The 25395-nt window shown below is 41.4% G+C and carries 17 protein-coding genes, 2 tRNA genes and 1 pseudogene; 9 read left to right on the forward strand and 11 right to left on the reverse strand.

The features are described 5' to 3' along the window. The first annotated feature begins 17 nt into the window (after positions 1-17). From ACR5KR_RS15375 to ACR5KR_RS15385, 3 genes and pseudogenes are all read left to right on the forward strand, one after another. Positions 18-979: pseudogene (locus ACR5KR_RS15375) on the forward strand (ribonuclease Z). 641 nt (positions 980-1620) lie between these two features. After that, the gene (locus ACR5KR_RS15380; protein ID WP_448267116.1) at positions 1621-3792 is read left to right on the forward strand and encodes a GumC family protein; all 2172 of its coding nucleotides are present in this window, start codon (positions 1621-1623) and stop codon (positions 3790-3792) included. 350 nt (positions 3793-4142) lie between these two features. Further along, complete coding sequence (locus tag ACR5KR_RS15385) at positions 4143-5288, forward strand: SpoIID/LytB domain-containing protein (protein WP_445631617.1); 1146 nt, start codon at positions 4143-4145, stop codon at positions 5286-5288. A gap of 278 nt (positions 5289-5566) precedes the next feature. Here ACR5KR_RS15385 and ACR5KR_RS15390 read toward each other — a convergent pair whose 3' ends face one another. Beyond that, the gene (locus ACR5KR_RS15390; RefSeq protein ID WP_448267117.1) at positions 5567-6865 is read right to left on the reverse strand and encodes a hypothetical protein; all 1299 of its coding nucleotides are present in this window, start codon (positions 6863-6865) and stop codon (positions 5567-5569) included. A 216-nt stretch (positions 6866-7081) separates the two neighbouring features. Here ACR5KR_RS15390 and ACR5KR_RS15395 point away from each other — a divergent pair, with 216 nt between their 5' ends. Beyond that, a complete protein-coding gene (locus ACR5KR_RS15395) occupies positions 7082-7561 on the forward strand; it encodes a hypothetical protein (RefSeq protein WP_322711566.1) in 480 nt (159 codons plus the stop codon). 89 nt (positions 7562-7650) lie between these two features. On the opposite strand, the gene ACR5KR_RS15400 is transcribed toward ACR5KR_RS15395, so the two are convergent. From ACR5KR_RS15400 to ACR5KR_RS15425, 6 genes are all read right to left on the reverse strand, one after another. Further along, positions 7651-7722, reverse strand: a tRNA-Gln gene (locus ACR5KR_RS15400). 253 nt (positions 7723-7975) lie between these two features. After that, positions 7976-8773, reverse strand: coding sequence for a WecB/TagA/CpsF family glycosyltransferase (locus ACR5KR_RS15405; protein ID WP_445631615.1), 798 nt, complete (start codon positions 8771-8773; stop codon positions 7976-7978). A 487-nt stretch (positions 8774-9260) separates the two neighbouring features. After that, a complete protein-coding gene (locus ACR5KR_RS15410) occupies positions 9261-9512 on the reverse strand; it encodes a hypothetical protein (protein ID WP_445631614.1) in 252 nt (83 codons plus the stop codon). Between the two features lie 33 nt (positions 9513-9545). Then, positions 9546-9629, reverse strand: a tRNA-Leu gene (locus tag ACR5KR_RS15415). Positions 9630-9734: 105 nt separating this feature from the next. Next, the gene (locus ACR5KR_RS15420; RefSeq protein WP_445631613.1) at positions 9735-10859 is read right to left on the reverse strand and encodes an alpha-hydroxy acid oxidase; all 1125 of its coding nucleotides are present in this window, start codon (positions 10857-10859) and stop codon (positions 9735-9737) included. A gap of 461 nt (positions 10860-11320) precedes the next feature. Continuing rightward, the gene (locus ACR5KR_RS15425; RefSeq protein WP_445631612.1) at positions 11321-11554 is read right to left on the reverse strand and encodes a hypothetical protein; all 234 of its coding nucleotides are present in this window, start codon (positions 11552-11554) and stop codon (positions 11321-11323) included. A gap of 160 nt (positions 11555-11714) precedes the next feature. Here ACR5KR_RS15425 and ACR5KR_RS15430 point away from each other — a divergent pair, with 160 nt between their 5' ends. Beyond that, positions 11715-13859, forward strand: a complete 2145-nt coding sequence (locus ACR5KR_RS15430) for an NAD(P)/FAD-dependent oxidoreductase (protein WP_448267118.1) — start codon at positions 11715-11717, stop codon at positions 13857-13859. Positions 13860-13920: 61 nt separating this feature from the next. Here ACR5KR_RS15430 and ACR5KR_RS15435 read toward each other — a convergent pair whose 3' ends face one another. Beyond that, positions 13921-15447: a hypothetical protein gene (locus tag ACR5KR_RS15435; protein WP_448267119.1), complete on the reverse strand. Its 1527-nt coding sequence runs from the start codon at positions 15445-15447 to the stop codon at positions 13921-13923. Positions 15448-16457: 1010 nt separating this feature from the next. Here ACR5KR_RS15435 and ACR5KR_RS15440 point away from each other — a divergent pair. The 4 genes from ACR5KR_RS15440 to ACR5KR_RS15455 all read left to right on the forward strand — a co-directional run bounded on the left by ACR5KR_RS15440 (position 16458) and on the right by ACR5KR_RS15455 (position 21432). Further along, a complete protein-coding gene (locus ACR5KR_RS15440; RefSeq protein ID WP_448267120.1) occupies positions 16458-17912 on the forward strand; it encodes an aminotransferase class V-fold PLP-dependent enzyme in 1455 nt (484 codons plus the stop codon). Between the two features lie 131 nt (positions 17913-18043). Then, positions 18044-19330: a sulfite oxidase gene (locus tag ACR5KR_RS15445; protein ID WP_448267121.1), complete on the forward strand. Its 1287-nt coding sequence runs from the start codon at positions 18044-18046 to the stop codon at positions 19328-19330. Positions 19331-19365: 35 nt separating this feature from the next. Then, a complete protein-coding gene (locus ACR5KR_RS15450) occupies positions 19366-20157 on the forward strand; it encodes a sulfite exporter TauE/SafE family protein (protein ID WP_448267122.1) in 792 nt (263 codons plus the stop codon). A gap of 282 nt (positions 20158-20439) precedes the next feature. Beyond that, positions 20440-21432, forward strand: a complete 993-nt coding sequence (locus tag ACR5KR_RS15455; protein WP_448267123.1) for an RNA ligase (ATP) — start codon at positions 20440-20442, stop codon at positions 21430-21432. Between the two features lie 66 nt (positions 21433-21498). On the opposite strand, the gene ACR5KR_RS15460 is transcribed toward ACR5KR_RS15455, so the two are convergent. The 3 genes from ACR5KR_RS15460 to ACR5KR_RS15470 form a co-directional block, all read right to left on the reverse strand. After that, positions 21499-22998, reverse strand: a complete 1500-nt coding sequence (locus ACR5KR_RS15460) for a hypothetical protein (protein WP_445631605.1) — start codon at positions 22996-22998, stop codon at positions 21499-21501. A gap of 112 nt (positions 22999-23110) precedes the next feature. Continuing rightward, positions 23111-23884, reverse strand: coding sequence for a TIGR03943 family putative permease subunit (locus ACR5KR_RS15465; RefSeq protein ID WP_445631604.1), 774 nt, complete (start codon positions 23882-23884; stop codon positions 23111-23113). Between the two features lie 109 nt (positions 23885-23993). Continuing rightward, positions 23994-25046, reverse strand: coding sequence for a permease (locus tag ACR5KR_RS15470; RefSeq protein WP_445631603.1), 1053 nt, complete (start codon positions 25044-25046; stop codon positions 23994-23996). Positions 25047-25395: the final 349 nt, after the last annotated feature.

Here is a 25395-nt window from a genome sequence, read left to right on the forward strand (position 1 = left end):
GAAGACTAAAGAACACTGTGCAGATAACATTCTTAGGGACGAGTTCCGGTGTACCCACGCGATATCGCGCAATGTTTCCAGTGTCGCTCTGAGATTACCCCAAAGGGCAGAACTGTGGTTATTCGACTGTGGCGAAGGTACTCAGCATCAAATTATGCGGAGTGAACTGAAAATCAGTCAACTCTCCCGAATTTTTATCACCCACATGCACGGCGACCACATCTTTGGCTTGATGGGACTTCTTGCTACTTGCGGCTTGGCTGGCAATGTGGAACGAATTGATATCTATGGCCCACCTGGATTAAATGATTACATTCAATCCGCCTCACGTTATTCCTACACGCATTTTTCTTACCCGATCAAAGTTCACGCCATCCGTCCAGGGATAATTTATGAAGACGATGACTTCACCGTTAGCTGCGGTAATTTGCATCATCGGATTACAGCTTTTGGCTACCGCGTAGCCGAAAAAGACCGAGCCGGACGCTTTGATGTGGAAAAAGCCAAGGCGTTGCAAATTCCTCCTGGTCGGGTTTACGGTCAACTCAAGCGGGGTGAAACAGTTACGCTTGTGGACGGACGGGTGATTGATGGCACTCAATTATGCGGCCCTACAGAAATTGGTCGAAAGATTGCCTATTGTACAGACACAATTTATTGTGATGGTGCAGTGGAATTAGCTCATGATGTCGATGTATTAATTCACGAAGCAACCTTTGCCCATCAAGATGCAGATATGGCTTTCCAGCGGTTACATTCGACTACCACAATGGCAGCACAAACAGCTTTAGCTGCTGGGGCGCATCGACTGATTATGAGTCATTTTAGTCCCCGCTATGCTCCGGGAAATACTTTAGAGTTGAAGGATCTCCTCAAAGAAGCTCGTGCTATTTTTCCCCGTACTGATATGGCTTACGATTTTATGATTCATGAAGTACCCAGACGACGGGAAGTAGAGTTAACCAAGGTAGGCGTTTAAATTTTGGACTTTCCTGCAAAACGCTACGCCTAGCTTGCTTCCCCAGAAGGGTACGGCTACGCTCAGTCTAACAATTTTAGATTTTAGATTTTTTATTGAACGCTTCTAATCTAAAATCTAAAATTAAGCAGGTTCTATCTTAGATTTTAATAGTCTCAATCATAAAATCAAGCAAATAATCAGTAGCTTCGTTTTGGAAGTAAGTCAATTATTTAACCAACAATTTACTGTTAACTAGATGTATCAAGAATATACAAATAGTATGATTTAAATATTTTTATCAATGTGTTTTTTTTATTACAAGTTATCAAAATAACTTTAATATATCTAGTATTCTTGTGAGTTGGATAGTTTTATACTCAAATACTTAGGAAAAATCATTAATTTTTCGTCAAGATTTTTATTGATTAAATAAAATATTTATGAAAATTTTATCCTTCTCACACTGATTCAGAATTTATATGCATGAATTGATGAACATGAAAGCGCCAGTTGGCATAATGTTGTGCCAAATTAGCTTGTCATTGTTGGAAGAAGAATTAAGTATGCGATCGCAGCTATTAGGTGTAAAAAAAATCATTTCATATTTCTCATAAATCTTCCAAATAAATATAGTGTTTCGATATTAGAGGAGTTTAATAGTGGCTAAGACTAGTCTGAATCAAGAGCAACAGATTACTACTTCAACACAAGGCGCAGTTGACATCAGACAACTATCTACTATTTTGCTTCGCCGACGCTTTCCGATCTTTGGGGTTTCCTGTGTAGTTATGTCAGTTGCTAGCCTCTTGGCTATCAATGCCAAACCTACTTACCAGAGCAATATGCAGATATTGGTGAATTCCAATTTATCTGAAGGGTCACAGTCAAATTCTCAACTTGTTGATTCCGCTACTCAGATGAAACTGATGCTGAGTTCTAAGTTGCTTCAGAAAGCTGTAGATTTACTCCATTCTGATTATCCTGAGCTTACTTTACAAGATATCAATGGTCAAAAACAACATAACAAAAAAGCACCTTTAGAAGTAACTCCAGAAGCGGGAGGTATAGGAGCAAATAAAGTTTTTAATCAGTCATTTAAAGTTTCTTTTCAGGATGACGATCCAGTAAAAGCACAAAGAGTACTTCAAGCGCTACAGAAAGTCTATCAAAACTACAATAAACAGCAGCAAAAAGAACGTCTGAATCAGGGATTAGCTTTTGTAAACACTCGCCTACCTGAGGTCAAAAAAGAGGTAAGTAAAGCTGAGAAAAATTTAGAACAGTTTCGCAAAAAACATAAATTACTCGATCCCGAAGTCCAAAGTAAAATTCTGCTAGAATCTCTAGCCGATATTCAACAACAATTACAAACCACTCGTGCCAACCTTCAAGATGTAAACGCTCGCTACGATAATCTAGAGCAATTAATAGCATCTTCATCCCAGCAGAATACACTACTTTCTTCTCGTTTAAATCAGTCAAGCCGCTATCAAGCATTATTAAGTGAAATTCAAAAGACTGAACTAGCGTTGGCTAAGGAGCGGCTCCGGTATACAGATGATTACCCATCGGTACAAAAATTAAAACAGCAACGCCAAAGTCAACTTTACCTTTTACGAGAAGAGGTAAAAAATATTACTAATACTAGTAAAGAAAAACCCTTATTCAAAGGACAAATGTTAGGGGTCGATCCAACACTAGTAGATGAGTTTGTTTTGGTACAGACAAGTGTTTTAGGACTAACTGCCAATGAAAAGAATTTGGTCGAATCAGAACAGCAACTACGCTCTGAGCTAAACCAATACCCAAGCTTAATAGCAGAGTATAATCGTCTACTGGTAAAGGTAGAAACTAGTCGTAAAAACCTTGAACAATTAATCCAGGCGCAACAGTCATTAGGATTGAAAATTGCTCAGGAAGGATATAACTGGCAAGTTTTGGCAGAACCTTCTCCTGGTATTTATATGGGTAACAATAGATTATTCATTTTGGTTGGAGGAGCAATAATTGGGCCGATTTTAGGTATCTTAGCAGCTCTGATTTTGGAAAAATTTAATGACGCTATTTATTGTGCCGAAGATTTAAAGAAAGTGACAAATCTACGTGTATTAGGATCGGTACCAAAACTACCGTCACGTGGTGTCAAAAAACGGCGGCTTGGCCTGCCTTGGAATTTCCGAGTCAACTCAAATTCTTCTATAATAGAAGCCAGTAATAAATTGCCCGTCCATGAAACTTTGGACATGATCTATCAAAATATTCAAATATTAAAATATCCCTTACCATTCAAGTCGCTGATGTTCACTTCAGCACTACCAAGAGAAGGAAAGACAACCTTAATATTAGGACTTGTAGCTAGCGCTGCCCGGATGCATAGACGGGTATTAGTAATTGATGCTAACCTACATAATCCTAGCCTACACAAAATCTTGGAACTATCCAATGATTGGGGACTGTCTCTATTATTAGTTGATGAGACAACGACTCATTTTCAAGATTACATCCAGCCGATTCACCCCTCTATTGATATTTTGACTGCTGGACCAGAACCAGAAGACACAGTGAAGTTGCTCAGTTGTCAACGGATGAAAGAACTAATAGAGCTATTTGAGCAAAGTTATGACCTAGTACTAATAGATGCCCCATCTATTTTAGGCACGGTTGATGCCAGGATTGTGGCATCTTTTTGCAGTGCTATTGTAATGGTAGAGCGTATGGGGAAAGTGACTCGAACTGAACTGACTCAAGCAACAGAAATTTTGAGTAAGTTAAATTTAATTGGAATTATCGCTAATGAAGCAAGCAATTCTCAAAAGGTATTGACATCGTAAATCGGAGAATAAAAGTTTCTCTTCCACAGCAGTCAGGTTTAGACGATTCACTTTCCCCAATTTCTGATTTCTAGCTAATTAGGACTTACGCAAAAACTCTCTCAAACTCTTATTACTTCTCTGCGAGACGCTGCGCGAACGTGTACTTTGCGTCTTTGCGGTACCCTTCAAGAAGCCACTTCGTGTCTACGTTTTTTCATAATTTTGCGTAAATCCTACTTATATTTAAAGCAAAATGCATAATTAGTAGGAGGTGGCAACCTCCTGCGTTGGAGAACTGTCTCATCTTAAAGTAGTAGACGCCATAATCCAGAGCGTCAATTAGATACTAGTGTGATTAGATGATCGGTATGAAATTCCAACTTTACTTAGGCTCTTTATTTTCTCAGATTAAAGTACGTTATTGGTGGGTAAGTATCTTTTTGTGGATAGCTTTGGTTGCCCCAGCCCAAGCGTCTGTAATCCTACGCGTGGCAATCGAGAGAGGCGTTAATCAGGTAAAAGTGGGCAGTTCCACCACTGGGATCGTTAAGGATAGTACTGGTCGGACTCTTGGACAGTTGCCAGCAATGAGCGCATATTATGCCCAAGCCGTTCCTGGCGGAGTTGCTTTAGATAAGTGGCAGTCTGGTTTATTTTGGATTGAGCCAACTGGTAAAGGATTTGTTTATATTGGCGATCGCTGGTATCGAGGCAGAACTCTGGTTGTCCCCACAGAAAAAGGCTTAACTGCTGTTAACTGGGTTGACGATCAAGAATATCTTTACAGCGTTCTTGGTGGGGAGATGGATGCTAGCTGGCCCCAAGAAGCTTTAAAAGCCCAAGCGATCGCAGCCCGCACTTACGCCCTCTACGAACGAGAAAGACAACGCAATAATCCCGTTTATGATTTAGGCAATACCCCCGATCGCTGGCAAATTTACAAAGGTGTCATCAGTGAATCTCCTGCTACTTACGCCGCAGTGGATTCTACTCTAGGGCAGGTACTAACTTACAAAAACCGGATTATTCTCTCAGTCTTCCACGCTTGTTCTGGGGGACACACTGAAAACGTAGAAGATGTTTGGGGAAGCAGCGAACCTTATCTACGTGCTGTTCAAGACTACGATCAAAATATCCGCGAGTGTAATTGGGTGAAAACCTTCTCGCCCAGTGAAATTAGCGCTAAATTTCCTGATGTGGGCAGTGTAACGGCGATGACTCCAGAGACATACTCACCTTTTGGCAGTGTTAAAGTTTTAAAAATTGTCGGTAACAAGGGCACAAAGGTGCTACAGGGTGAAGAAGTGCGAACAGCCCTCAAGTTAAAAAGTACCAAATTTAGCGTCACCAAGGGGGCTGATGGTAGTTTTGTACTGCAAGGGCTTGGCTACGGTCATGCTTTAGGTATGAGTCAGTGGGGGGCGTACAATCTGGCTCGGCAAGGAGTGAACCATCTGCAAATTTTGGGACATTATTATCAAGGTGTAGCTCTAACACCAATTCAGGCGAAGTAATTAGGGATTGGGCATTGGGCATTGGGCACTTGTACTGAGCGAAGTCGAAGTATTGGGCATTGGGCATTGGGGACTGATTATTAATTCTTCTCCCCCTGCTCCTCTGCCCCCCTGCCCCTCCTTTCTGGGGCAGGTTTTTTTGATTAGACAAATTTTTGGGATTTTAAAACCAAAACCATTGTCTGAGAACTTAAAACTACGTTCAATAATTGAGAACATTCTCAACTATTTATCGAAAGCCTAAAAGCCTGCCCTTGAAAGCCCTGCCCCTCTGCTTCTTATTCCCCACTCCCACGTTCTAAGCGCCGTTGCCACTCAGCGTCAATTTGTGCAGAACGCTCAACTTCTTGGTCGAGTAAGTCAGTTTCGCTAGAATACACTAAATCTTCGTTGCCAATGACTTTTTCTGTTGCAAATTGTTGAGCATAGTTGATTTTTTGTTGCAAAAGTGCATCAGGACTTGCCAATACCCTTGCTCTGGAAAGGCGATCGCGGTTGCGATCGCCTATTTTGCGATTACGCCACCCAATCCAGAAATAACGCAATAACGGTATACCTAAAAAACCTACTCCGTAAGCCAATAGCAGCCAATAAATTCCTTGTACAAAAGCTACCAGTCCACCTAATTGGACGGCAACAGTTCCATCTCTCAATAAACTTCCCAGTACTAAAGCACCAACAAAATTTAGTATCCCTAACCCAGCACTTAGCATAATTTGCCCGGAACTTGCGGCGCTAAAACGCCAAGGAAATTCCTCTAAACGATCTGATATTGCATGACGGCGCTTTTTAACTGCACTCACCTGCAACTCTGGGAAATAATAAACCATTTGCCCTTCTGGGCTTACTCCCGGTTGCCCATTAAACCGCGTTAGAACGGGCAGCATATAATCTTCGTACTCTCTTGTGTATCCTTCGCCAAGGTCATCCAAATATGGGGTAATTTGTTCTGCTACCACTGCACCACGGTTACTCCGAATCACCGTAGCAATCTCTTGCCAGCGACGTTCTTCTAAATTTGCGTTAGGATTACCATCGCCAAATAAAAACGAAAACACAGCTTCAAAGAAATTCAGATTGCTTTCTTCCCGGCTTTCACGTCGTCGTTCTTGGTAGTGGGTGTCATAATTTGGGCTAAGATACCAAAATAAATTTGGAAAATAGAAGAAGCCCCCACCGCCGGAATTACTGCCTCGATTGTCGCCGTCACGGTCTGAATTGATAGAGGTAATGATAATGAAGATGGTAACAGTTATCAGGGCGATGGAAACAGTTAAGAAAATTCCAAAAGAAATGCGAATCAGGTAAAACAGAACACTCCAGACTTTTTTCCACCATTCCTGCAATCGTAGCCGGAAGTATTTATTACGCAAAATTGCTCGAAAATTTTGTGGAAAAAGGAAAACTATATCACCTGAATCCGCTACCTGTAAATGCCCGCCAGCATCAGATGCCAGAGCTAACAAGCTTTGATTAGCTTCAGCGACGTTCAATCCTGCCTGAGTTGCGACATCACCAACGGTGACACGGTAGCCCAGTTGTTCCACAGCCTGCATGATGGTGGGACTGGGAGCCATTGCTCTCCCCTCCTATTGAAAATTATTCCTTTTCTTAAGTATAAAGTTTTATTTTGAGCGACTTAGCTTGGGTAGAGGTAACAATTCAAAATTCAAAGTGTTGACGTTCGGTCTTCAACTCTTTAATTGACTAGACAATCAACAAACGATCGGACACGCAAAATGATATAATTACTTGCCTCAGCTTGGTTAAATCAGCAAATTTTCTGCTCAAATATGGTTCAATACACTCTCGCTCAAAGCCCAGAAATTATCCTTACTGTTTCTGGAAAAGATTCAGCCAAAGCCCGTGATAAAGCAATGGATCAGCTAATGGAACTGATGGATGCAGGTAAGCTACCCACGGAACTGGAAGAAGGATTTGGCCCTCAACAATTAATTGAGGTAAAAGAGTCAACTATTGATACTGCTAATGGTGAGGATACGATTACACAAGCTGTTCAGATTCTGAGTAACCTGGCTACGCTCAAACTGAAAGTTCAGGAGTCACGATCTGAAGCGTTGGAAATTCGTAAAGCTGTTGATATTCTATTTACCGATGACTCGGTGACAGAAGAGGAAATGACTCGACTCAAGGAAGGTTTTAAAGTTCTCAAAAACTTTGCTCAAGCTAATGTGCGTTACCAAGAAGCGCGAGCTAAAGCAGAACTAGCTAGGCAGACCCTAGATCAAGCTCTCAAATCCCCTGATAAGTAACATTTACAGAATTAGATGCATTGAGATACATCTTAAAAATTCAATTAAATACTCTAAAAGACAGGCTATTATGCCTGTCTTTTGGTTAACTGGGGCGCTAGGATTCGAACCCAGGGATGGCGAGACCAAAACCCGCTGCCTTACCACTTGGCGACGCCCCAACAATTTCACTACGGTTAATATAACACTTCGTCCTGGGTTAATGTCAAGTACTTTAATAGTTGATTTCAGATAATGGGTTTTTACAGCAGGATAATGATTGGTGGGAATCCTTGTACTTGAATTCTTTCATCACTTTCAGGTGAACCGTTGAATCTTCGTGCTTCAAGCAGAAGATTTTTTCTTGAGCATCTAAAGTCTGGTTCTTTTGATGATGAGCCGCTTTGAGTCTGGTCTTAACCTATTTCTTTTTCTTTAGTCTCCAGTCTCGTGAAGGAAGACCCCTGCAATCCGACTTGATGATAGTAGTTGCTTAGTAGCCAACCATATAAAGAGTGGAATAGTCTTAGCATAGCGGCCGCAAAGTCGGCGCGGTTCTTGAATCCATCGATATAGCCATTCAAGTCCTAAGTCTCGAACCATGCGGGGTGCGCGCTTATGAATTCCGGCATAAACAGGGAAAACTCCACCCAGTCCAATCATTACAGCTTGTATTTTGCCCTTATGTTGAGCTATCCAATTTTCTTGTTTGGGACATCCCAAAGACACTAAGACAGCGCTAGCACCACTAGAGTTAATCTTTTGAACCAAGGCTTCGTCTTCAATTTCAGTTAGGGGACGAAAGGGTAGAGGTTCCATTGCCGCAATCTTTATCTGTGGAAATTCCTTCTCTAACCTGTTTTGCATCCTAGACAGAATTTCTGTTTGGGAACCTACAAAGAAAATGCTCAGATTGTGTGTTTGAGTTAGCTCGCACAATGCAAGAAAAATATCCATCCCTGCTACACGGTCTTGGTAAAGCGCTCCCATTTTTCGCATCATCCATACCAGAGGCATACCATCAGGAGTAACTATATCTGCATTTCGCAATACGGTGGCAAACTCTGGATTCCAATGGGCTTCAATGAGCATGTGTACATTGGCTACATATACAGTTTTACTCTCACGCCTACTCGCCCACTTCACTACTGTTTGTATCTGCTCGTCAAACCGTAAAGCAGTAATAGGAAAATCAAGCACTTTTTTAGTAGGTAGAAGCACTCTTGCCACCATCAATAACTCCTGTATCCAAGAAAACAATTCATAGATTACCTAGACCAATCCCAACGATTTAATATTTGGATTGGATAACTCCTAACTTTTTGTCGGCTTGTGTGATTGTTGGAAGTTAACACGTGGAGGTGCAATTGCCTTTTTAGTATACTTTTGGCTTAATCGGTAATACTACAATTATTTACTGTTGTGTCCTAGCTTACTGTTTTATGTTAAGGATTTTAGACACTGCTTGACAAAATTCATACTTCCTTCATAATTAATTTTTGGTTAGTTCATCTAAGCATTATAATTGCGATAAATTCCTAAAGAAAAGCTGAATTTTAAAGTAGTATATACTACTTGACAACTTAAGTATAGATGTAAAATGCTAACCACTTAATCAGCGGGTTTTATACGTCAATATGCGCTTAAGAAGTTGAATTAATTTAGTATATTTTAATGAATATAATTTTTTATTATAATTTCCAAACTGATTACAGATTTTTTAATGTAGTGTCTGTATTGAAAAATCTCTAAATTTTCTTTTTTTCTGAAATAAAAGCCCAAAAAATAAGGGAAAGATAAATTTATCTTTCCCTGGTCTATCGTTTTTGTTAAAGTCTTGCTTGTTACTTTCTTTAAGTCTTTGGCGTAACATTTGCCTTTGTTTTTTTAGTTGACGCTTCCTAGCAGAACCGCCTCTACCTTTATCATTTCTGCCTTCTTTACGGGGAGATTCCCATCTTTTTAGGCGCATAAGTTTTTAACCTCTTTATCACTTGCTTGGTAGTGGGCAGGAGGAGAATCGAACTCCTATGACCGTAAGGCCGCCACATTTTGAGTGTGGTGCGTCTACCAATTCCGCCACCCGCCCTTGTATCTAACCTTAACTAGTATACTCTAATTAAGAGATTTTGTAACAAGTCTGAAAATTATTTCTCAAAGTTTTGCTGGAATCACATTTCTAACAGTTCTCCGACTAAAAACGTGGCAGGGTCAATAAACTAGGGTCAATATCCTGCATTTTGGCGCAGCCGCTAAGTGCCATTGCCACATTTAACTCATCTTGTAGGAGTGAGATGACATGAGAAACGCCGATTTGCCCTGCTATCGCTAGTCCCCACAAAATAGGTCGTCCGATTAGTACTGCTTTTGCTCCTAATGCCAGAGCTTTGAGAATGTCTGTGCCTCTACGAATGCCGCCATCCAACACTACTTCTACCTTACCATCCACTGCGGCTACTATTTCAGCGAGGGCATCTAAAGAAGCGATCGCACCATCGAGTTGTCTACCACCATGATTGGAAACAACAATTGCTTTAGCTCCATATTCTACAGCCCGCACAGCATCATCTGGGCGTAAAACTCCTTTGATAACTAAAGGTAGTCCAGATAAAGACTGCAACCATTCCAAATCGTCCCAAGTGACTGCTGGGTTTAGTTGTTGAGCAAAGTAGGTAAATAATCCAGACTCACCTTTTTCATGGGAAATGTCTAGTCCTGAGATACTAGCAAGATTAGCCAGATGTAAGTCATGAGGTAAGGCAAATTCATTACGTCTATCTCTCTCGCGCTGTCCGAGAACGGGTGCATCCACAGTAAGACAAAGTGCTTTGTAGCCTGCTTTATAGGCTTTTTCTACCAAAGCACGAGTTAATCCCCGGTCTTTATGGATGTAAAGCTGGAACCACCGCAGAGAATCTGGAAACTGATTACATGCAGTCGCCACTTCTTCAATGCTTTTTGTTGCCATTGTACTTAACACCATACCCACACCAGCTGATGCAGCAGCTAGGGCGGTGGCAATTTCTCCATCTGGATGGGCTAGACATTGAAAAGCCATCGGTGCAATTAACAAAGGTAATTGCAGGGGTTGTCCTAAAATGGAGGTACTTAAATTACGATCGCTCACATCGACTAATATCCGAGGTCGCAGCTTGACTCGCTCAAAGGCAGCACGATTATCTCGTAATGTGATTTCGTCCCAGGCACCACTGCTATAGTAATCAAGTGTCGTTTGAGATAGATATTCTTTTGCTAGCTTTTCGTACTCAAAAAGATTGATCGGTTGAAAGCGATCGTCAGTGGATAAGTCGGTAGACATAATTAAATCTAAAATAAAACTTTTGTTCGTAGTGAGCGATTTATCGCTCTGCATAAGATTTTAAATGGCTAGAGCCGCTGACTACGATTATTCTTTGTCAACGCTTGCAAATGTATTTATTTTTACTTAGTTAGCGATCGCTCAACAAAATTATCTGCCGAGGCGTTGTTCAAACAGTATGAAGATCGATCGCAAAAAAAAGACCTCTATTTTGCGCCAAAGGTCTTTCTGTTTCAGAACATTGTAAAATTCATAAGCAACGTAAAACGCTGATATGGTTCATTTAGTAGCTTCTGTGCCATGAACGCAAAAATAGCAACCCAATTGCCAATCCCATACTGACCATTATTATTACTACAATACTGAAAATGCATAGGCGCAGCCCGCCGCAGGCATCGCCAACATTTAGTACAGACCCAGAAATCTAATGCTGCGACCAAAACTTCATCTTATGCAAGGTTTTAGGAGAACTTTTCCCAGCATTGGGCAACTAATTGGCTTAACCAGCGACGTTGTTCCCGATCCAGCAGCGGATCGTCTGCTAACAACTGAGCGGTTAATTCTTCCAAAGATTGACCCTGAGCGCGGACAATTTTAATTACTCCAGCGATCGCACTGGCAACTAGTTCTTCGTCAATTGGCTGTTGTCGTAGGTCAATAATTTCTTGGGGACTGTCTGGAATGGGATAATTCATGGCGTGGGTTTACAGAAATACAAAATGAACAATAAATTTGACAAACTCTTAAAATTTCTTCACTGAATCTTTATGAAACTAATAGGGCGGAGTTTACTTTACTTTATGCCTTAAGAAAATCTGTCTAAGTGAGTAGATTGATGGGAGATGTCAGGAAAACATGAAAGAAATCCTTTATTTAGAAGTTCCAACTCCAGAAACAGAAACTGTGCGTAGTTGGTTACAAACAGATTTTGAACCTGGAAATGGAGAAAAAGTGCTTACTTCGGAAGGCTTTCGCCTGAGAATAGCTAGTGCTACTACAGATGCTGGAGTGGCTCCTTCCGAAAACTTGCCTACAGAACTTTCGGTATTTGTCTGGTCGGTACAACGAACTACCTATCTGAAAGTGTTTCGCTGGGCAGAACAACCTTTTCCTAGTGAAGGAAAAATTCTGCAACGCTTGACCAAGGAAATCAGAAGCCGTTTTCCGCATCATTACCCAGAACCGCCAGCAATTGATTTATCCCAGCAATCAATATTTGCCGCACTAGGTTCTACTTACCCCCTTACCGTCAAGTATTTTCAGAAAATGCCCAACGGTGAATATGACCTAACTCGTGCCTATTGGTGGGAAAAACGATGGCGCGAAGGGGTGCGAAATCCGCAGCAGCCGCGTCAAGTGGTGTTTTCCAATCAAGGGGACACGGGACAGGGAACAGGGGACAGGGGAAAAGGTAATTCCGATACTCAATCCCTAATTACTAATGCTCAGTACGATATTATTTATATCGGTGGCGCACTCGGTGCAATCCATGCAGCATTGATGGCAAAACTCGGATATAAAGTCTTGCTGGTGGAACGAATGCCCTTTGGGCGGATGAACCGAGAATGGAATATTTCGCGCGACGAGATTCAAAGCTTGGTTAACTTGGGTTTAGTCACCCCCGCTGAGTTAGAAACCATCATTGCCAGGGAGTACAAAGACGGATTCAATAAGTTTTTTGATGCTAATAATCCAGCCAAACTGCGATCGCCTGTCCTTCACACACCCACAGTCCTAAATTTAGGCTTGGATTCCGAAAAATGGCTCCAAATGTGTGGGCAAAAACTGCAAGCGGCAGGCGGTGAAATTTGGGATGAAACAGAATTTATCCGTGCAGATATTGATATATCACAGGTAGTTTTGCAAGTCAAGCACTTGCCCAGTCAGATTGAGAAGCAAGTAAGTGGACGACTGCTAATAGATGCAATGGGAACTGCGTCCCCCATCGCTTGGCAATTAAATGGTGGTCGTGCCTTTGATAGTGTCTGTCCGACAGTGGGAGCGGCAATTGAGAGCGGATTCGAGCCGGGAGTATGGGATTCCCAATATGGAGACGTTCTTTACAGTCATGGGGATATTTCGCGAGGAAGGCAGTTGATTTGGGAATTGTTTCCCGCAGCAGATGAGGAACTAACGATTTATTTATTTCATTACCACGAAGTCAATGCTGAAAATCCCGGTTCTTTGCTGGAGATGTACGAAGACTTTTTCACAATTTTGCCAGAGTATCGCAGGTGCGATATGGACAAATTGGTGTGGAAAAAGCCGACATTTGGATATATACCAGGGCATTTTAGTGTGGGAAGTCGCGATCGCACAGTTGCCTTCGATCGATTGATGGCGATCGGCGATGCTGCATCACTTCAATCTCCCCTTGTTTTCACCGGTTTTGGTTCCCTAGTTCGCAACTTAGAGCGCTTAACAACGCTGTTGGATACTGCTCTCAAACATGACTTGTTGAGTTTTTGCCACTTGAACCAAATTCGTGCCTATCAAAGCAACGTTTCCGTGACTTGGCTATTTTCCAAAGGGATGATGGTTCCTACAGGGAAATTTTTACCACCCCAGCGGATTAACTCCATGCTCAACACCTTTTTTGGGTTGTTAGCAGACGAACCGCCAGAGGTGGCAGATAACTTCATCAAAGATCGATGTGATTGGTTAACCTTTAACCGTTTAGCACTGAAAGCCGCTAAGAAAAATCCTGCCTTGCTTTTATGGATTTGGGAACTTGCTGGGCCTAGAGATTTAGGGCGATGGCTTGGTAGTTATTTCAATTTCGGTCGTCATGCTCTGATTAGTGCTTTACTAAGTCCGTGGTTTTCGCACTTCTTAAACCGGGTAGGTTTTTGGCTAGAACCCCGGAATCCAGGCTTGTGGCTGTGGCTATTGGCGATTAATTATGCGATCGCCACAGGCAAACCGCGATCGCCAAGTCAGGTGGCAAAATCCAACCCAGAGGACATAATTCCCAAGTCAGAAGCAAGGATTCTGAATTAGTAATGGGGCATAGGGCATTGGGCATTAATCACTTGTACAGACGCGATTAATCGCGTCTCTCCTAACTCTTGGGACGAAAATTCGGCAGTTCTACAGATGCCAATGATTTACGCCCCTTGGGTGGACGCTGGGGATAAACTACTGGTGAAGGTGAATTGTCATCATTGGTGTTATCACCTAATGACTCTGAGGACAAATCACTTGCTGACAATTGGGAAACTTCTGACCAGTAGTCTTCAGTTTCTCCAACAGGCGTTTCGGTGTGAGATGGATTAGAGGAAAGCAGTAAGTTATTGGCTGGTGAAAGCACAGAATCCGTCGTCCAAGAAGTAGAGGTAGTTGCAGAAGGATTAATTTCTGCCTTCAAATCTTCTTCCTGTGGATTTTCTAGTTCCTCATCGTCTTCTAAGATTGTTGCTAAAGTCTCCCAAATAGGCACATCACTAACATCCGTTTTCGCAGCAGGTGGTGGTGATGTAGATGCAGGCTCGGAGGTGAAAAACATTTGGATTAAACTATCTAATTGCCGATCTAAATTTGATGAACCTGAAGGTGAAACCGCTTCACTTGTATCTGGAGAATCATCAATTTTTGGAGATGGCGCGGATTGTGTTGGTGTTGGCGTGTCTTTCTTAACTGTCCAATTCCAAGGAGATGATGGCGGTGTCGCAGGAGCTTCATTTCTTTGGAATGGGATTGGTGCTGAGGGTTCACCCCAAGAATTATCAAAATCGTTACTTAATGATTCTTCTTCTGCTGACCAAGGTTGAATTGGCTGGGCGTTAGGAAATAAAGACCGAGCTTTTCTAGAAAATCTTCCTTGGCTAGTAGTTATGTCTTTAGGATGTTTTGCAGCATCTTCTAAGGAGTCATAGTTAGGAACGGATGTATCTAGACATTTTTCCAAAGCTGCTTTGAATTGCAGCGTCTGGCGTTGTTGTCGCATCAGTCTAGTACGTAACTCCCGACAAACATTTTCTGATTGCAATAACTGCTGAGATTGTTCGTTGTTATTAGTGTGTAGCAACGTACATTCTCGCTCTAACTGGGCTAGGCGTTGTTGGCTAATTTGTAGCTGTGCTTTATAAGTATCGGTAAAAATTTCCTGACGTTGAACAGTCTGTACAGCAGTTTCTAATTGTTGAAATAAAGATTTTATCTGTTCTTGAGCCGCAGCTAGTTCCTGAGTGTGTTGGTTGAGCATCGACTCACTAACGCTGGAGCGCGTTTTCTGCCACTGCAAAACCTTTTCTGACTCAGCTAGGTTGTCTTTTAGCTGCTCCACTTGTTCATACAATTTATTGTTAGCTGTACGTAATTCTTCGTTCAATGCCAGCAATTTCTGAAATTCCGAGTCAATAAGTGCTTGTTTGCCGCTTTCAGGCTCTGCAACCCAGTCCTGCTGGGTGGTATCTTGTAAAAATTGTGTATCTTCAGCTGGCATGAGGAGTGGCAGTTTTTTAACTGTCATATTGTCATTAGGCACAACTGAGTAAAAGGGACAATTCGCCTGCTCTGATTGTGGCGAATTAGCAGAATTTAGGGATTCCATCACAGCCCCCTTGTTTGAGGTGTCAGCTTCATTCATCACTCTTGACTCACCTGCTTAAAAATATTCAGCAGTGCTGGCATTAGCATTGCTTATCAACTGTGTCTAATCAGGGTTTGCTCTAGAAGCTAAGTTTAACTCTCTCCAAGCACCAGCAATTAATCATCAATTGGTGTTCCCCATTTTGTATCTAGACTGATGCCGTTATAACATTATGATGCTCTGCCCCGTCAAGAAGAGGTGGAAGGGGAACTCTGGCCGCCTTTGAAGATAGGCAAAACAGAGCAGAAACCCGATACATTAAAAATTAAACTGTATTGGCTGGCTGATGAAGTTTTTTACATGAAAAATTGCCTTAAATATACTTTATTTTTTAATATCGCATCTTTCTTAAGATATAAATTATGAGTTTCTCCTGAAATACATTTTGTAATTCCTGATTGAGTACTTAGATGATGTCCGTACAAGTATCTACTCTTCAATGATAATTCTCTCATCCGAAGCGATCGCTATTTAATGTCAGCAAACAACTAAGAGCTTTCGCTATAACTGCAATCTTAAGAGATCCTGTTCAATACGAGTAAATACTTATAAAGTCTTAATAAAGACGTAACAATTCGTTTAAGTAAAATATAAAACTTTTTTAAAGAGTAATCTCAACTTAGTCAGGGCTTTTTTCTGGATAAATACCTTGCCAGTAAGGAATTGCAGGTTTTATTAGTTATAAGCTTTTCGATCGACTTATCTTCAATACGTCAAGTTTGCTTAATGACTGGAATAAAATCGTTTAAAGTATACTTTACTACTTAATAATATTATATACACTGTATATTAATTTACGATAAAAATATTTAAATTAAGCATTAATACGGATACTATTTTTAATTATTTTATTAAAGAATAATTGTAATAACCGCGGTTTCTACTAGAAGTCAAGTAATTATAAAGACCATAATTACTGAAAATTAATCTGGTTGTAGCGCGAAATAAAGTGTTGCAGCAGTTAGGCTTTTTCAAAAAAATCAAAATTTAAAATCGGGGTGCTAAAGATGACTGATATACTTGCAATGAGCGCAAATATCAAGCAAGAGACTGCTAAATTACCGCTGTTTGTAGAAAATTGTGACAGCTTTTGGGACAAAGAAATCAGACCGTTATTTACAGATGAGTCTCTATCTTTCAAGGTGAAAACTCTTAACGGAAACTATGTCAAGTACGTGAACTTGGATAATGGAGCTACAACCACACCCTTTGCAACCCTCAAGCAGTATGTGGACGAAATGCTTGACACCTATGGCAGCGTACATCGAGGTTCTGGGCAAAAATCCATCATCACTACACGAGAATATGACGCCAGTCGAAACATCATTCGGGATTTTGTCGGGTCATCTTCAGACAACTATGTAATCTTTGCGAAGAATACAACAGAAGCAATTAATGGAGCCGCCACACTTTGGGCAAAAAAACCTGGCAAAATCTTAGTTTCTGATATTGAGCATTCATCTAACCTACTGCCTTGGGTTACTAGAGACGAAGTTGTGCAGTACAGAACGCAACCAGATGGAAGTGTAAGTATTGCAGAAATTGAAGATCTTTTCAAGGCACATCAAAATCTCCCCGAAGCCGAGCAAATTAAGTTAGTAACTATTACAGGTGCTTCGACAATTACAGGTTATAGACCACCAATTTACGAAATCGCAGCTTTAGCACATCGGTATGGTGCGAAGATTTTTGCCGATGTGTGTCAGTTAATTCAGCATGAACGAGTCGATATGCGTGCTGATGACGATCCATGTCATTTAGATTTTGTAGCTTTCTCTGGACACAAGATGTACGCCCCTTATGGAACCGGGGTTTTGCTGGGGCCAAAGGAATTTTTTGATAGCTCCTACCCTTATCAAATTGGGGGTGGAAACCTGCCTTATATCACCAGAAACCTAGAGATTAAGCGTTTTTATACAGAACGGGCCCACGATCCTGGAACACCAAACGCAATGGGTGCGATCGCTATTGCCAAGGCGATTGAAATTATCGAAGCAGTAGGATGCTCGCGCATTGCTCAGTATGAACACTCTCTAGTTGAATTTACATATACACGGCTTGGGCTGATTCCTGATGTCAAAATACATATTCCCGGAGATAATTTAGCCCATGTTATTCCCTTTGATATTGATGGATTTGACGGACGCTTAGTAGCAGAAATTCTGGCACAAGAATACGGTATTGGCGTTCGGGCTGGGGCTTTCTGCACTTATGAATACATTCGCAAACTCAAGAATATTTCAGACGAGCAAGACTGTGAGATTGCTCAAGAAGTAGATAGAGGAATTACACGGAACATTCCTAGTATTATCCGAGCCAGCTTTGCTGTATATAATACATTAGAAGATTGCGATCGCTTTATAAATGCGATCGCTCAAATAGCTAAAAACGGATTGTCTCACTATTTGCCCAACTACACACAAGATCCGATAACCGGTGTTTGGACAGCGATAAACAGCTAGTTTTTTAGGGCATGGGGCATTGGGCATGGGGCATTGGGCATTGGTTTTTCTCCTTGTCTCCCTCATCTCTTTCATCTGCCTTTGCCCCTTCATTTTCTGTGCCTTAATTACAAATTATAAGGAGGTATAGCTTGAGCGATGAAAACCTCTTTGACCAAGAGGACTATTTACAGGCACAGGTTGAACAGTGCATCTGGCAAAAAAGTACAGATGCAGGTATTTCGCGCCAGCGCTTTCTGAAAATACTAGCTACTATGGTTGGCGCCACAGCCATCGGGGGATTAGCTAAACCTGCGCCTGCTCACAGTCAGGCAGCTATTAAAACTAAAGGCAGCAAAATACTTAAGCCATTGCCACCAGGATATATCTCTCATAGCAAAGGCACATTAGAGATGAACTGGGAAGCGATGTATGGGCGTGGTTATTTAGTACCAAATGATTGGTTCTATGTTCACAACCGCAGCGCACCACCGACCTTTGACCCATCTACATGGCGTTTGCAAATTCATGGAACTGGTGTTTCTGCACCTTGCGAGTTTACTTACGATGAAATCATCGCCATGCCATCCATCTCAGTCACTTGCGCTATTGAGTGTGCTGCTAATGGTCGGCGTTTCTTTGAAGAAGCTTACAACACACCACTCCCTGGAACACGGTGGAGACTTGGGGCTATTGGTGTGGCTGAGTGGACTGGTGTACCACTTGGTATGTTATTAGAACGAGCTAGACTGAAATCCACAGCAAAAGATGTACTCGTTGAGGGTGCAGATGTGGATTCGCTGGATTCAAAGGAAACAAATAAATCCAAGTTCAGTAGTGTAGTTCCAATTAGCAAAGCATTAGCAGATAACTCGCTCGTCGTCTACGCAATGAATGGAGAAGCATTACCTCCAGATCATGGTCAGCCGTGCCGTGTCTTATTCCCTGGTTGGGGAGGAAACGCCAACGTTAAATGGATTGAGCGGATTGAGGTTTCTGAAACACCGATATATACGCAGTGGGTAACGGAGCAGATGGTTCTAGTTGGTGCAGATTACCCAGCGATCGCACCGTATAAAGGTAAGCTGATTACCTATCAAAATGTTAAGAGCGCTTTCGAGTTGGCTTGGCCAGCTACGCTTTCTGCTACAACCCACTTACTACGCGGACGTTCTTGGTCTGGGAAAGGAAAAATTATTCGTGTGGAAGTCAGCCTAGATGGCGGTAAAACTTGGCAATTTGCACGACTGAGAGAACCAAATTTTCCATTTGCGTGGGTACGCTGGGATATTGAATGGAACCCACTTCCTGGAGAATATTTTCTCCAGGCTCGTGCTACTGACAATTTAGGTAATACACAACCGAGTACAATTCCGTGGAATGACTCTGGATTGCTTTACGGAGGTGTTGTTAGCCATCCGGTGACAGTACAAGGTTAATCACACCAAATCAGTCTTTAGAAAAAGAATTATTTATGATTCATTTTAGTTGGTTGATTTTAGTGAGTGGAGGTTTAATATCTGGAGTCATAGCTGGACTTTTAGGAATAGGTGGCGGTATTATCACAATTCCTCTTTTAGTCACATTAGGTTATACTCCCGTTCAAGCGATCGCTACTAGTAGCCTTGCTATTGTGATTACTTCAATTTCTGGAAGTTTGCAAAATTGGTGGATGGGCTACTTTGACTTTAAACGAGTAATTTATTTAGGAATTCCAGCTTTTCTAACAACTGGAATAGGTGTATATTTTGCCAATAAAATTCCATCTTATATAATACTTTTTACATTTGGCATCATACTACTTGCTAACATCTATCTGATTGAGCTTCGCAAGCAACTGTCCTTCCAGAAAAAAGAAGATACAGCCCCAGTATTTAACCCCTTCGTTTCTAAAATTGGTACTGGGGGAGCAGCAGGAATTTTAGCAGGTTTATTTGGCTTAGGTGGCGGTACGATTATGGTTCCGCTGCAAATGCTGCTACTGGGAGAAGAAATTAAAGTAGCAATTCAAACTAGCTTGGGCGTGATTGTTATCACTGCTTTAGCTGCCTGCACAGGACATACATTAGAAGGCAATATTCTGTTTGCTCAAGGTATAGTTTTGGGATGCGGCGGTCTTTTAGGTGTTCAAATGAGTACTCGCACATTGCCAAAACTACCTGATTATACTGTAAGCTTAGTGCTTCGCATCTTCTTAGGAATACTATCAATTTATATTTTTTGGGAAGCTTGGATAAATTATCAACAAATCATTATTAATTCATAATTTGTAATATCAGGTTTGTTTGATTACTTAATTAACTCAAGACCCAGGTTAATGCACCCTAGTAGCGTGGCAAGACATTAGATTTATACTTTATTTTTGAAGCTAAAGACAACTATGAGCCTTTAGCTTCAAAAACTATTTTAACCTTGCCACACTACTACAAAAGAGTCCAAGTCTAGTTTCAGCTTTAATTTGACAAGTATGCACCGCTAGCTACGCGTACATACTTTGTAATAAATTTAGAGTTTTTCTAAAATAGATTTTTTTGAAAAGAGATAAGCTATGAGTATTTTTAAAGTTGAAGTTGTCAAAATCAATAGTATTAATCCTCATCCCAATGCCGATCGGCTAGATATTGCCTCTATTGAAGATATGGGGTATCAGGTAATTATAGTCAAAGGTAACTTGAACCCTGGAGATTTAGCTTTTTACTTTCCTATTGATAGTGTTATTCCAGAAAACTTTTTAGATGAGTTCGGTATTCGTAACTACTACTCAAAAAAACTGCGTGCTGCAAAACTTCGTGGAATTTTTTCTGAGGGTTTGCTTATTCCCGTTGGTAAAAACTTTACGGGAAATGTCGGAGACGACTACACGGAGTTTTTTGGTGTAACAAAGTACGAATATCCAATTCCTCAAGGAATGAGTGGGGATGTAGAGAGTTTTATTGGACATTACAAATTTCCCAGTCCAGAAAATCTGAAACGTTATAAAAACATCCTAATGGAAGGTGAAGAAGTTGTTGTCACAGAAAAGTTACACGGAACTAACTTCACTGTCTTAGTTGATGCTGATGGCACAACTAAAATTGGCAGCCATAATTACTTCTGGAAAAACAGCGAAGTAAACAAAAAATTAGTTTATATTCGTGCTTACAACGAAAACGAAGCTTTCCAGAAACTTCCACCAGGAACTCAGATTTTTGGTGAAATCTATGGCGTGCAAGATATCAAATATGGCTTGCATAATGGCAATATTGGAATTGCTATATTTGCTGTGCGTCGGGGCAGCTATTTTCTCAATTACAGCGATTTTGTGGCTTTTTGCGAAGAATTTGCTTTGCCGAGAGTACCTGTACTTTATATCGGTGCTTATACTTGGGAAGCAGTGTCTCAGTTCAATAATGCCAATAGTGTAGTCAGTCCCAATTGCATCATGGAAGGTGTTGTTGTGCAACCGATCATTGAGAAAACGCATCCAGAAATAGGTAGAGTAGTCTTGAAGTTGATTAGCGATCGCTATCTGCTCCGTAAAGATGGAACTGAACTCCATTAGATTCAACTTGATTTTTGGTGGCGACACCTTAACTAACCTTCCAAAGTCGAATTAGGAATTATTCTCTCAAGGTAGCCAGCGGGGATGAAATCCGGCTAAGGGGAGTTGTTCTGGTTTAATTTCAACAGTCGTAGTATCAGCGATGGGCAATAGAGGCATTAACCACAGGCTACTGGTAGCGATTGTATCTCCATCATCGGTTTTCAAAGTGTTTGTGGGTAATGATGCTGGGGGATTTGTCTGCGGTACTACTTGGTCAAATAACAAGCCTAAACCGTCAGCAGATAAACTCATTTGCACATTTCGTTGAGCGGGAGGCAGTACTAACAGTGGTTTCTGTTGCCCAGTTTTCAAATCAATTGCCACCACATAGGGCTGTTCTATGTATTGTTCTTTGGATACTAGCTGTGTTAGCAAGCAGTAGAGGGTGGGTGAAGCGATGTCAAATTGGCAACTGAGAATTGAACCTGTTGTTTTTAATAGCTGTTTCTGCACACCTTGGTTTGTCACCAAAAATAAATCCCGCGTGTAATCTGTATTAAACTTTACCATTGCTGCTTGAGAACCATCTTTGGAGAAAGCTTGTACCAAACCAAACTGCGGCAGAAAATCCAAAGGTTTACTTGCATCATCTTGCAGTGGTAAAATTGCTGCTCCTTGCCCTTGAGCAACTGCTACGGCTTTACTATCTGGTGTCACCATAAAGTCACCTCCCGGCTGGCTTTTTAGGCGTTTCGGGGTGGGTTTTTCTGCTGAACCATCACTGGTTGCTGGCATAAACCATAGTCCAAAGTCACCAGGATTAGTTTTATTTCCTCGCTGGATGACAATAGTTTGCCCATCAGGTGATAAGTCAAATTTCAGGTTTTGATAATCTTTACTATCTAAAGTCAGGTCAACTTTGCCTTCTGGTTCTGCTTTTTGTCCAGATTTAGCAGAAACACCTGTTGTCACTGTATAGAGTTGAGCTGAAAGTAAGTCTTGATTGTTTGCGGCGCGAGCAGAAAATAAAATTTTCTCCCCATCAGGAAATGACTCAAAGTCGATTACTATCAGGTCTTTGGGAGTAAGTACCCTTTTTTGCTCTTGGGTTAAGTTGTAAAGAACTAACCGTCCCTGTTCTTCTTTGTCGGTTCCGATGTAAAGGATAACGCGATCGCGTGTCCGAAAGCTACCTGTAAAGGGCTGTATCAGCCGATTTGTACCTTCTTGCTCTGCAAATTTATCTTTGGCTCCTTGTAACTGCACTTTATAGTTTGTGCCATAAGGTGCTGGTGTCACCAGTGTATAAACCATCCGCCGCCCTGCCCAACTGAATTTACCTGCTAGGGGCGGTTCGATTTTCAAGTTATCCTCGACGCTTTTTGTTTCCATTGGGCGGCTGAAGGTGAGGGTGAAGGAATTATCTTCTGCCCCAATTTGTTGATTTTGCCAGGTAAATTCCCGGACACGAGCAGTTACCACATCACCTTGCAAGATGATTAACCCAATCAGCACACTCAACAGTAACATTAGTGCGATCGCTATACGATCCAGTGGTTGGATAAATGCTTTAGATTTAGTCATTTGTCATTTGTCATTTGTCACTTGTACTGAGTTTCGACTGCGCTCAACTACCGCGAAGCCGTTGGCGCAGCCTCTCGTAGAGAAGTATTTGTCATTTGTCATCAACAAATAACTAATAACTATAAGGATTTTGGGGTTGAGGAATCTTTTTGAGAGAGGTAGCGGCAATAGTAAGTTGACGTTTACCTGCCAAATTTTCTGTCACCATTTGTCCTTCTACTTCCAGCCATGTATCAGCAGGATAAAGCTCTTGATTATTTTGTAGTTTGACGGGCAATCCCACAGGGTAAGCATCTGCTGCACAACAACTTAAGACAAATCGTGCTAAAAACAAATATTCTTTTCCGATATCGGGCGGGTGAATCACAAATCCCTGCACCTTGACTTTTTGCCCTGTATATGTATCTGGTTCAGGATAGACATTGACAGTGCGTACCCAGTCTACAAGCGATCGCTCCTCTGGACGAACAGTAACCCGAAAAGCTTGGGGTTTGACACGTGTGCTTCCCAGTAAATCAGCCGTCACGCCCCTTTGGAGTGCTTTGTCACTAGCAAAAACTTGCGGTGTAATCATAAAACCTAGAATCGCTGTAGTCAACAATAAAGCACTGCCCCAACCAGGGGGAAATAAACTAATATGCTGGGTGTTTGGCGTAACATCGCGGCGGCGCCGTTGCCAAAGTTCCTGCATCTTGAACAAACCAATAACGATCAAGCTGATACCAGTTACAACCACAAACCAAATGTAATTTGGATGAATCAACAGGTTCAGCTTATTAGTTAACCAATATCTCAGCATCAAAATACCCCAAGCCGTAATTGCTAGAGCATCCAGCCAAGGAAGTAACAGATTTGGGATTTTAGATTTGGGATTTTTGTTAGTCATTAGTCATTGGTCATTGGTCATTAGTCATTGGTCACTTGTACTGAGCTTTGCCGAAGTATTGGTCATTAAACAAAGGACAAAGGACAGATGACTAATGACAATTATTTTCTTAAAAGACGTGCAAGTTCAGGAAAAGAGTAAAGACAAATGTCAATTGTGCTGCTAAAGCAAATAAGTAAAAAATAGTCTTGGGTTTAAAAATAGATAACATCAAACCAACACTTTTGATGTCAATCATTGGCCCAAACACCAGAAATGCCAATAATGAACCGCTGCTAAAGGTTGAGGCAAAAGATAGGGCGAAGAAAGAATCGACTGTAGAACAAATTGATACTATTACAGCTAATATCAGCATGACCACAATTGAGGTAATGGGTCCAGCACCCAAACTGAGAACTAATTCACGGGGAGCTAGGACTTGAATAGCAGCAGCGATCGCACTTCCTAAAATCATCACTCCGCCCAATTCCCGCAATTCTTGGATGCTATTATCCACAACTAGACGCAGTTTAGCTGCTAGCGGTTTATCAGCAGTAGAGACTGAGGTAGGCAGTACTGAATTAGGATCTATCCGTAGAGGGATACCTGCTTTTCCTCCTAAGATATAAGTCCCAGATTGCAACAGATTCGGTACTGTTTCTTCCTGTTGTCCTTGGTAAGGCTTACCACGGCGTTTGGTTTGGGGCTGCGCGGGTGGATTAAACTTCATATAACGAGCGATCGCAGGTTGGACTATGGGATTTAAGTCCTTTTGAAAACTGAAAACATAGCCGATAATTGTGGCAATTGTTAAGGAAAATACGACTCGTAAGACTACTATTTCTGGCTGATCTCGAAATGCTGTCCAAGTGGCCCAAATTACAACTGGGTTAATTGTTGGTGCTGCTAACAAAAAACCAATTGCGACTGGTGTGGGTACTCCTTGAATCAGGAATCGCCGCGCTACCGGTACATTCCCGCACTCACACACCGGAAACAAAAAGCCGATCGCACTGCCAACTAAAGCACCCAACAGCGGATTTTTGGGCATTTTTTCTACTAGTTTGCGCTCATCAACAAAAAACAGCAGCAAACTGGAGAATAAAACCCCAAGAAGCAAAAAAGGCATCGCCTCGACTAGCAGACTTAAAAATAGCGTAAAACCATTGTTCAGTTGATTCATGAGCGTCGCAGTCAAAAGCGGTTTTTAGTTTTAGGGTTCTGCCTAGTCATTCTATCGAAATGGGGATCAAAAGCAGTTCGGGAAAATTAAACATTATTTAAGTAACAAGTTATCCTATCTTCAAAATAGCGGTTAAGCGCTACAAGCCTTGACTTCACACGAGTTCGTGAATTTTAACTGAGTGCATTTACTGACGACGATTATTTCTAAGATTGTCTAAGTTCAGAAATTGTTCCCATCTAGAGGGCAAGTAACTGCACAGATGATTTGAAATTACCTATGTTTATACTTACAGTAATTTGCTGGATCAGATATTAGTTCGGCTGTATTTTCATCAAGTATTCACAGT

This window comes from Nostoc sp. DSM 114159 (assembly GCF_053470285.1).

Bases quoted from the DNA above. Each gene is read 5' to 3' on its own strand.
- ACR5KR_RS15385 (WP_445631617.1), top strand. From the start codon at position 4,143: ATGAAATTCCAACTTTACTTAGGCTCTTTATTTTCTCAGATTAAAGTA.
- ACR5KR_RS15390 (WP_448267117.1), bottom strand. From the start codon at position 6,865: ATGGCTCCCAGTCCCACCATCATGCAGGCTGTGGAACAACTGGGCTAC.
- ACR5KR_RS15395 (WP_322711566.1), top strand. From the start codon at position 7,082: ATGGTTCAATACACTCTCGCTCAAAGCCCAGAAATTATCCTTACTGTT.
- ACR5KR_RS15405 (WP_445631615.1), bottom strand. From the start codon at position 8,773: ATGGTGGCAAGAGTGCTTCTACCTACTAAAAAAGTGCTTGATTTTCCT.
- ACR5KR_RS15410 (WP_445631614.1), bottom strand. From the start codon at position 9,512: ATGCGCCTAAAAAGATGGGAATCTCCCCGTAAAGAAGGCAGAAATGAT.
- ACR5KR_RS15420 (WP_445631613.1), bottom strand. From the start codon at position 10,859: ATGTCTACCGACTTATCCACTGACGATCGCTTTCAACCGATCAATCTT.
- ACR5KR_RS15425 (WP_445631612.1), bottom strand. From the start codon at position 11,554: ATGAATTATCCCATTCCAGACAGTCCCCAAGAAATTATTGACCTACGA.
- ACR5KR_RS15430 (WP_448267118.1), top strand. From the start codon at position 11,715: ATGAAAGAAATCCTTTATTTAGAAGTTCCAACTCCAGAAACAGAAACT.
- ACR5KR_RS15435 (WP_448267119.1), bottom strand. From the start codon at position 15,447: ATGAATGAAGCTGACACCTCAAACAAGGGGGCTGTGATGGAATCCCTA.
- ACR5KR_RS15440 (WP_448267120.1), top strand. From the start codon at position 16,458: ATGACTGATATACTTGCAATGAGCGCAAATATCAAGCAAGAGACTGCT.
- ACR5KR_RS15450 (WP_448267122.1), top strand. From the start codon at position 19,366: ATGATTCATTTTAGTTGGTTGATTTTAGTGAGTGGAGGTTTAATATCT.
- ACR5KR_RS15455 (WP_448267123.1), top strand. From the start codon at position 20,440: ATGAGTATTTTTAAAGTTGAAGTTGTCAAAATCAATAGTATTAATCCT.
- ACR5KR_RS15460 (WP_445631605.1), bottom strand. From the start codon at position 22,998: ATGACTAAATCTAAAGCATTTATCCAACCACTGGATCGTATAGCGATC.
- ACR5KR_RS15465 (WP_445631604.1), bottom strand. From the start codon at position 23,884: ATGACTAACAAAAATCCCAAATCTAAAATCCCAAATCTGTTACTTCCT.
- ACR5KR_RS15470 (WP_445631603.1), bottom strand. From the start codon at position 25,046: ATGAATCAACTGAACAATGGTTTTACGCTATTTTTAAGTCTGCTAGTC.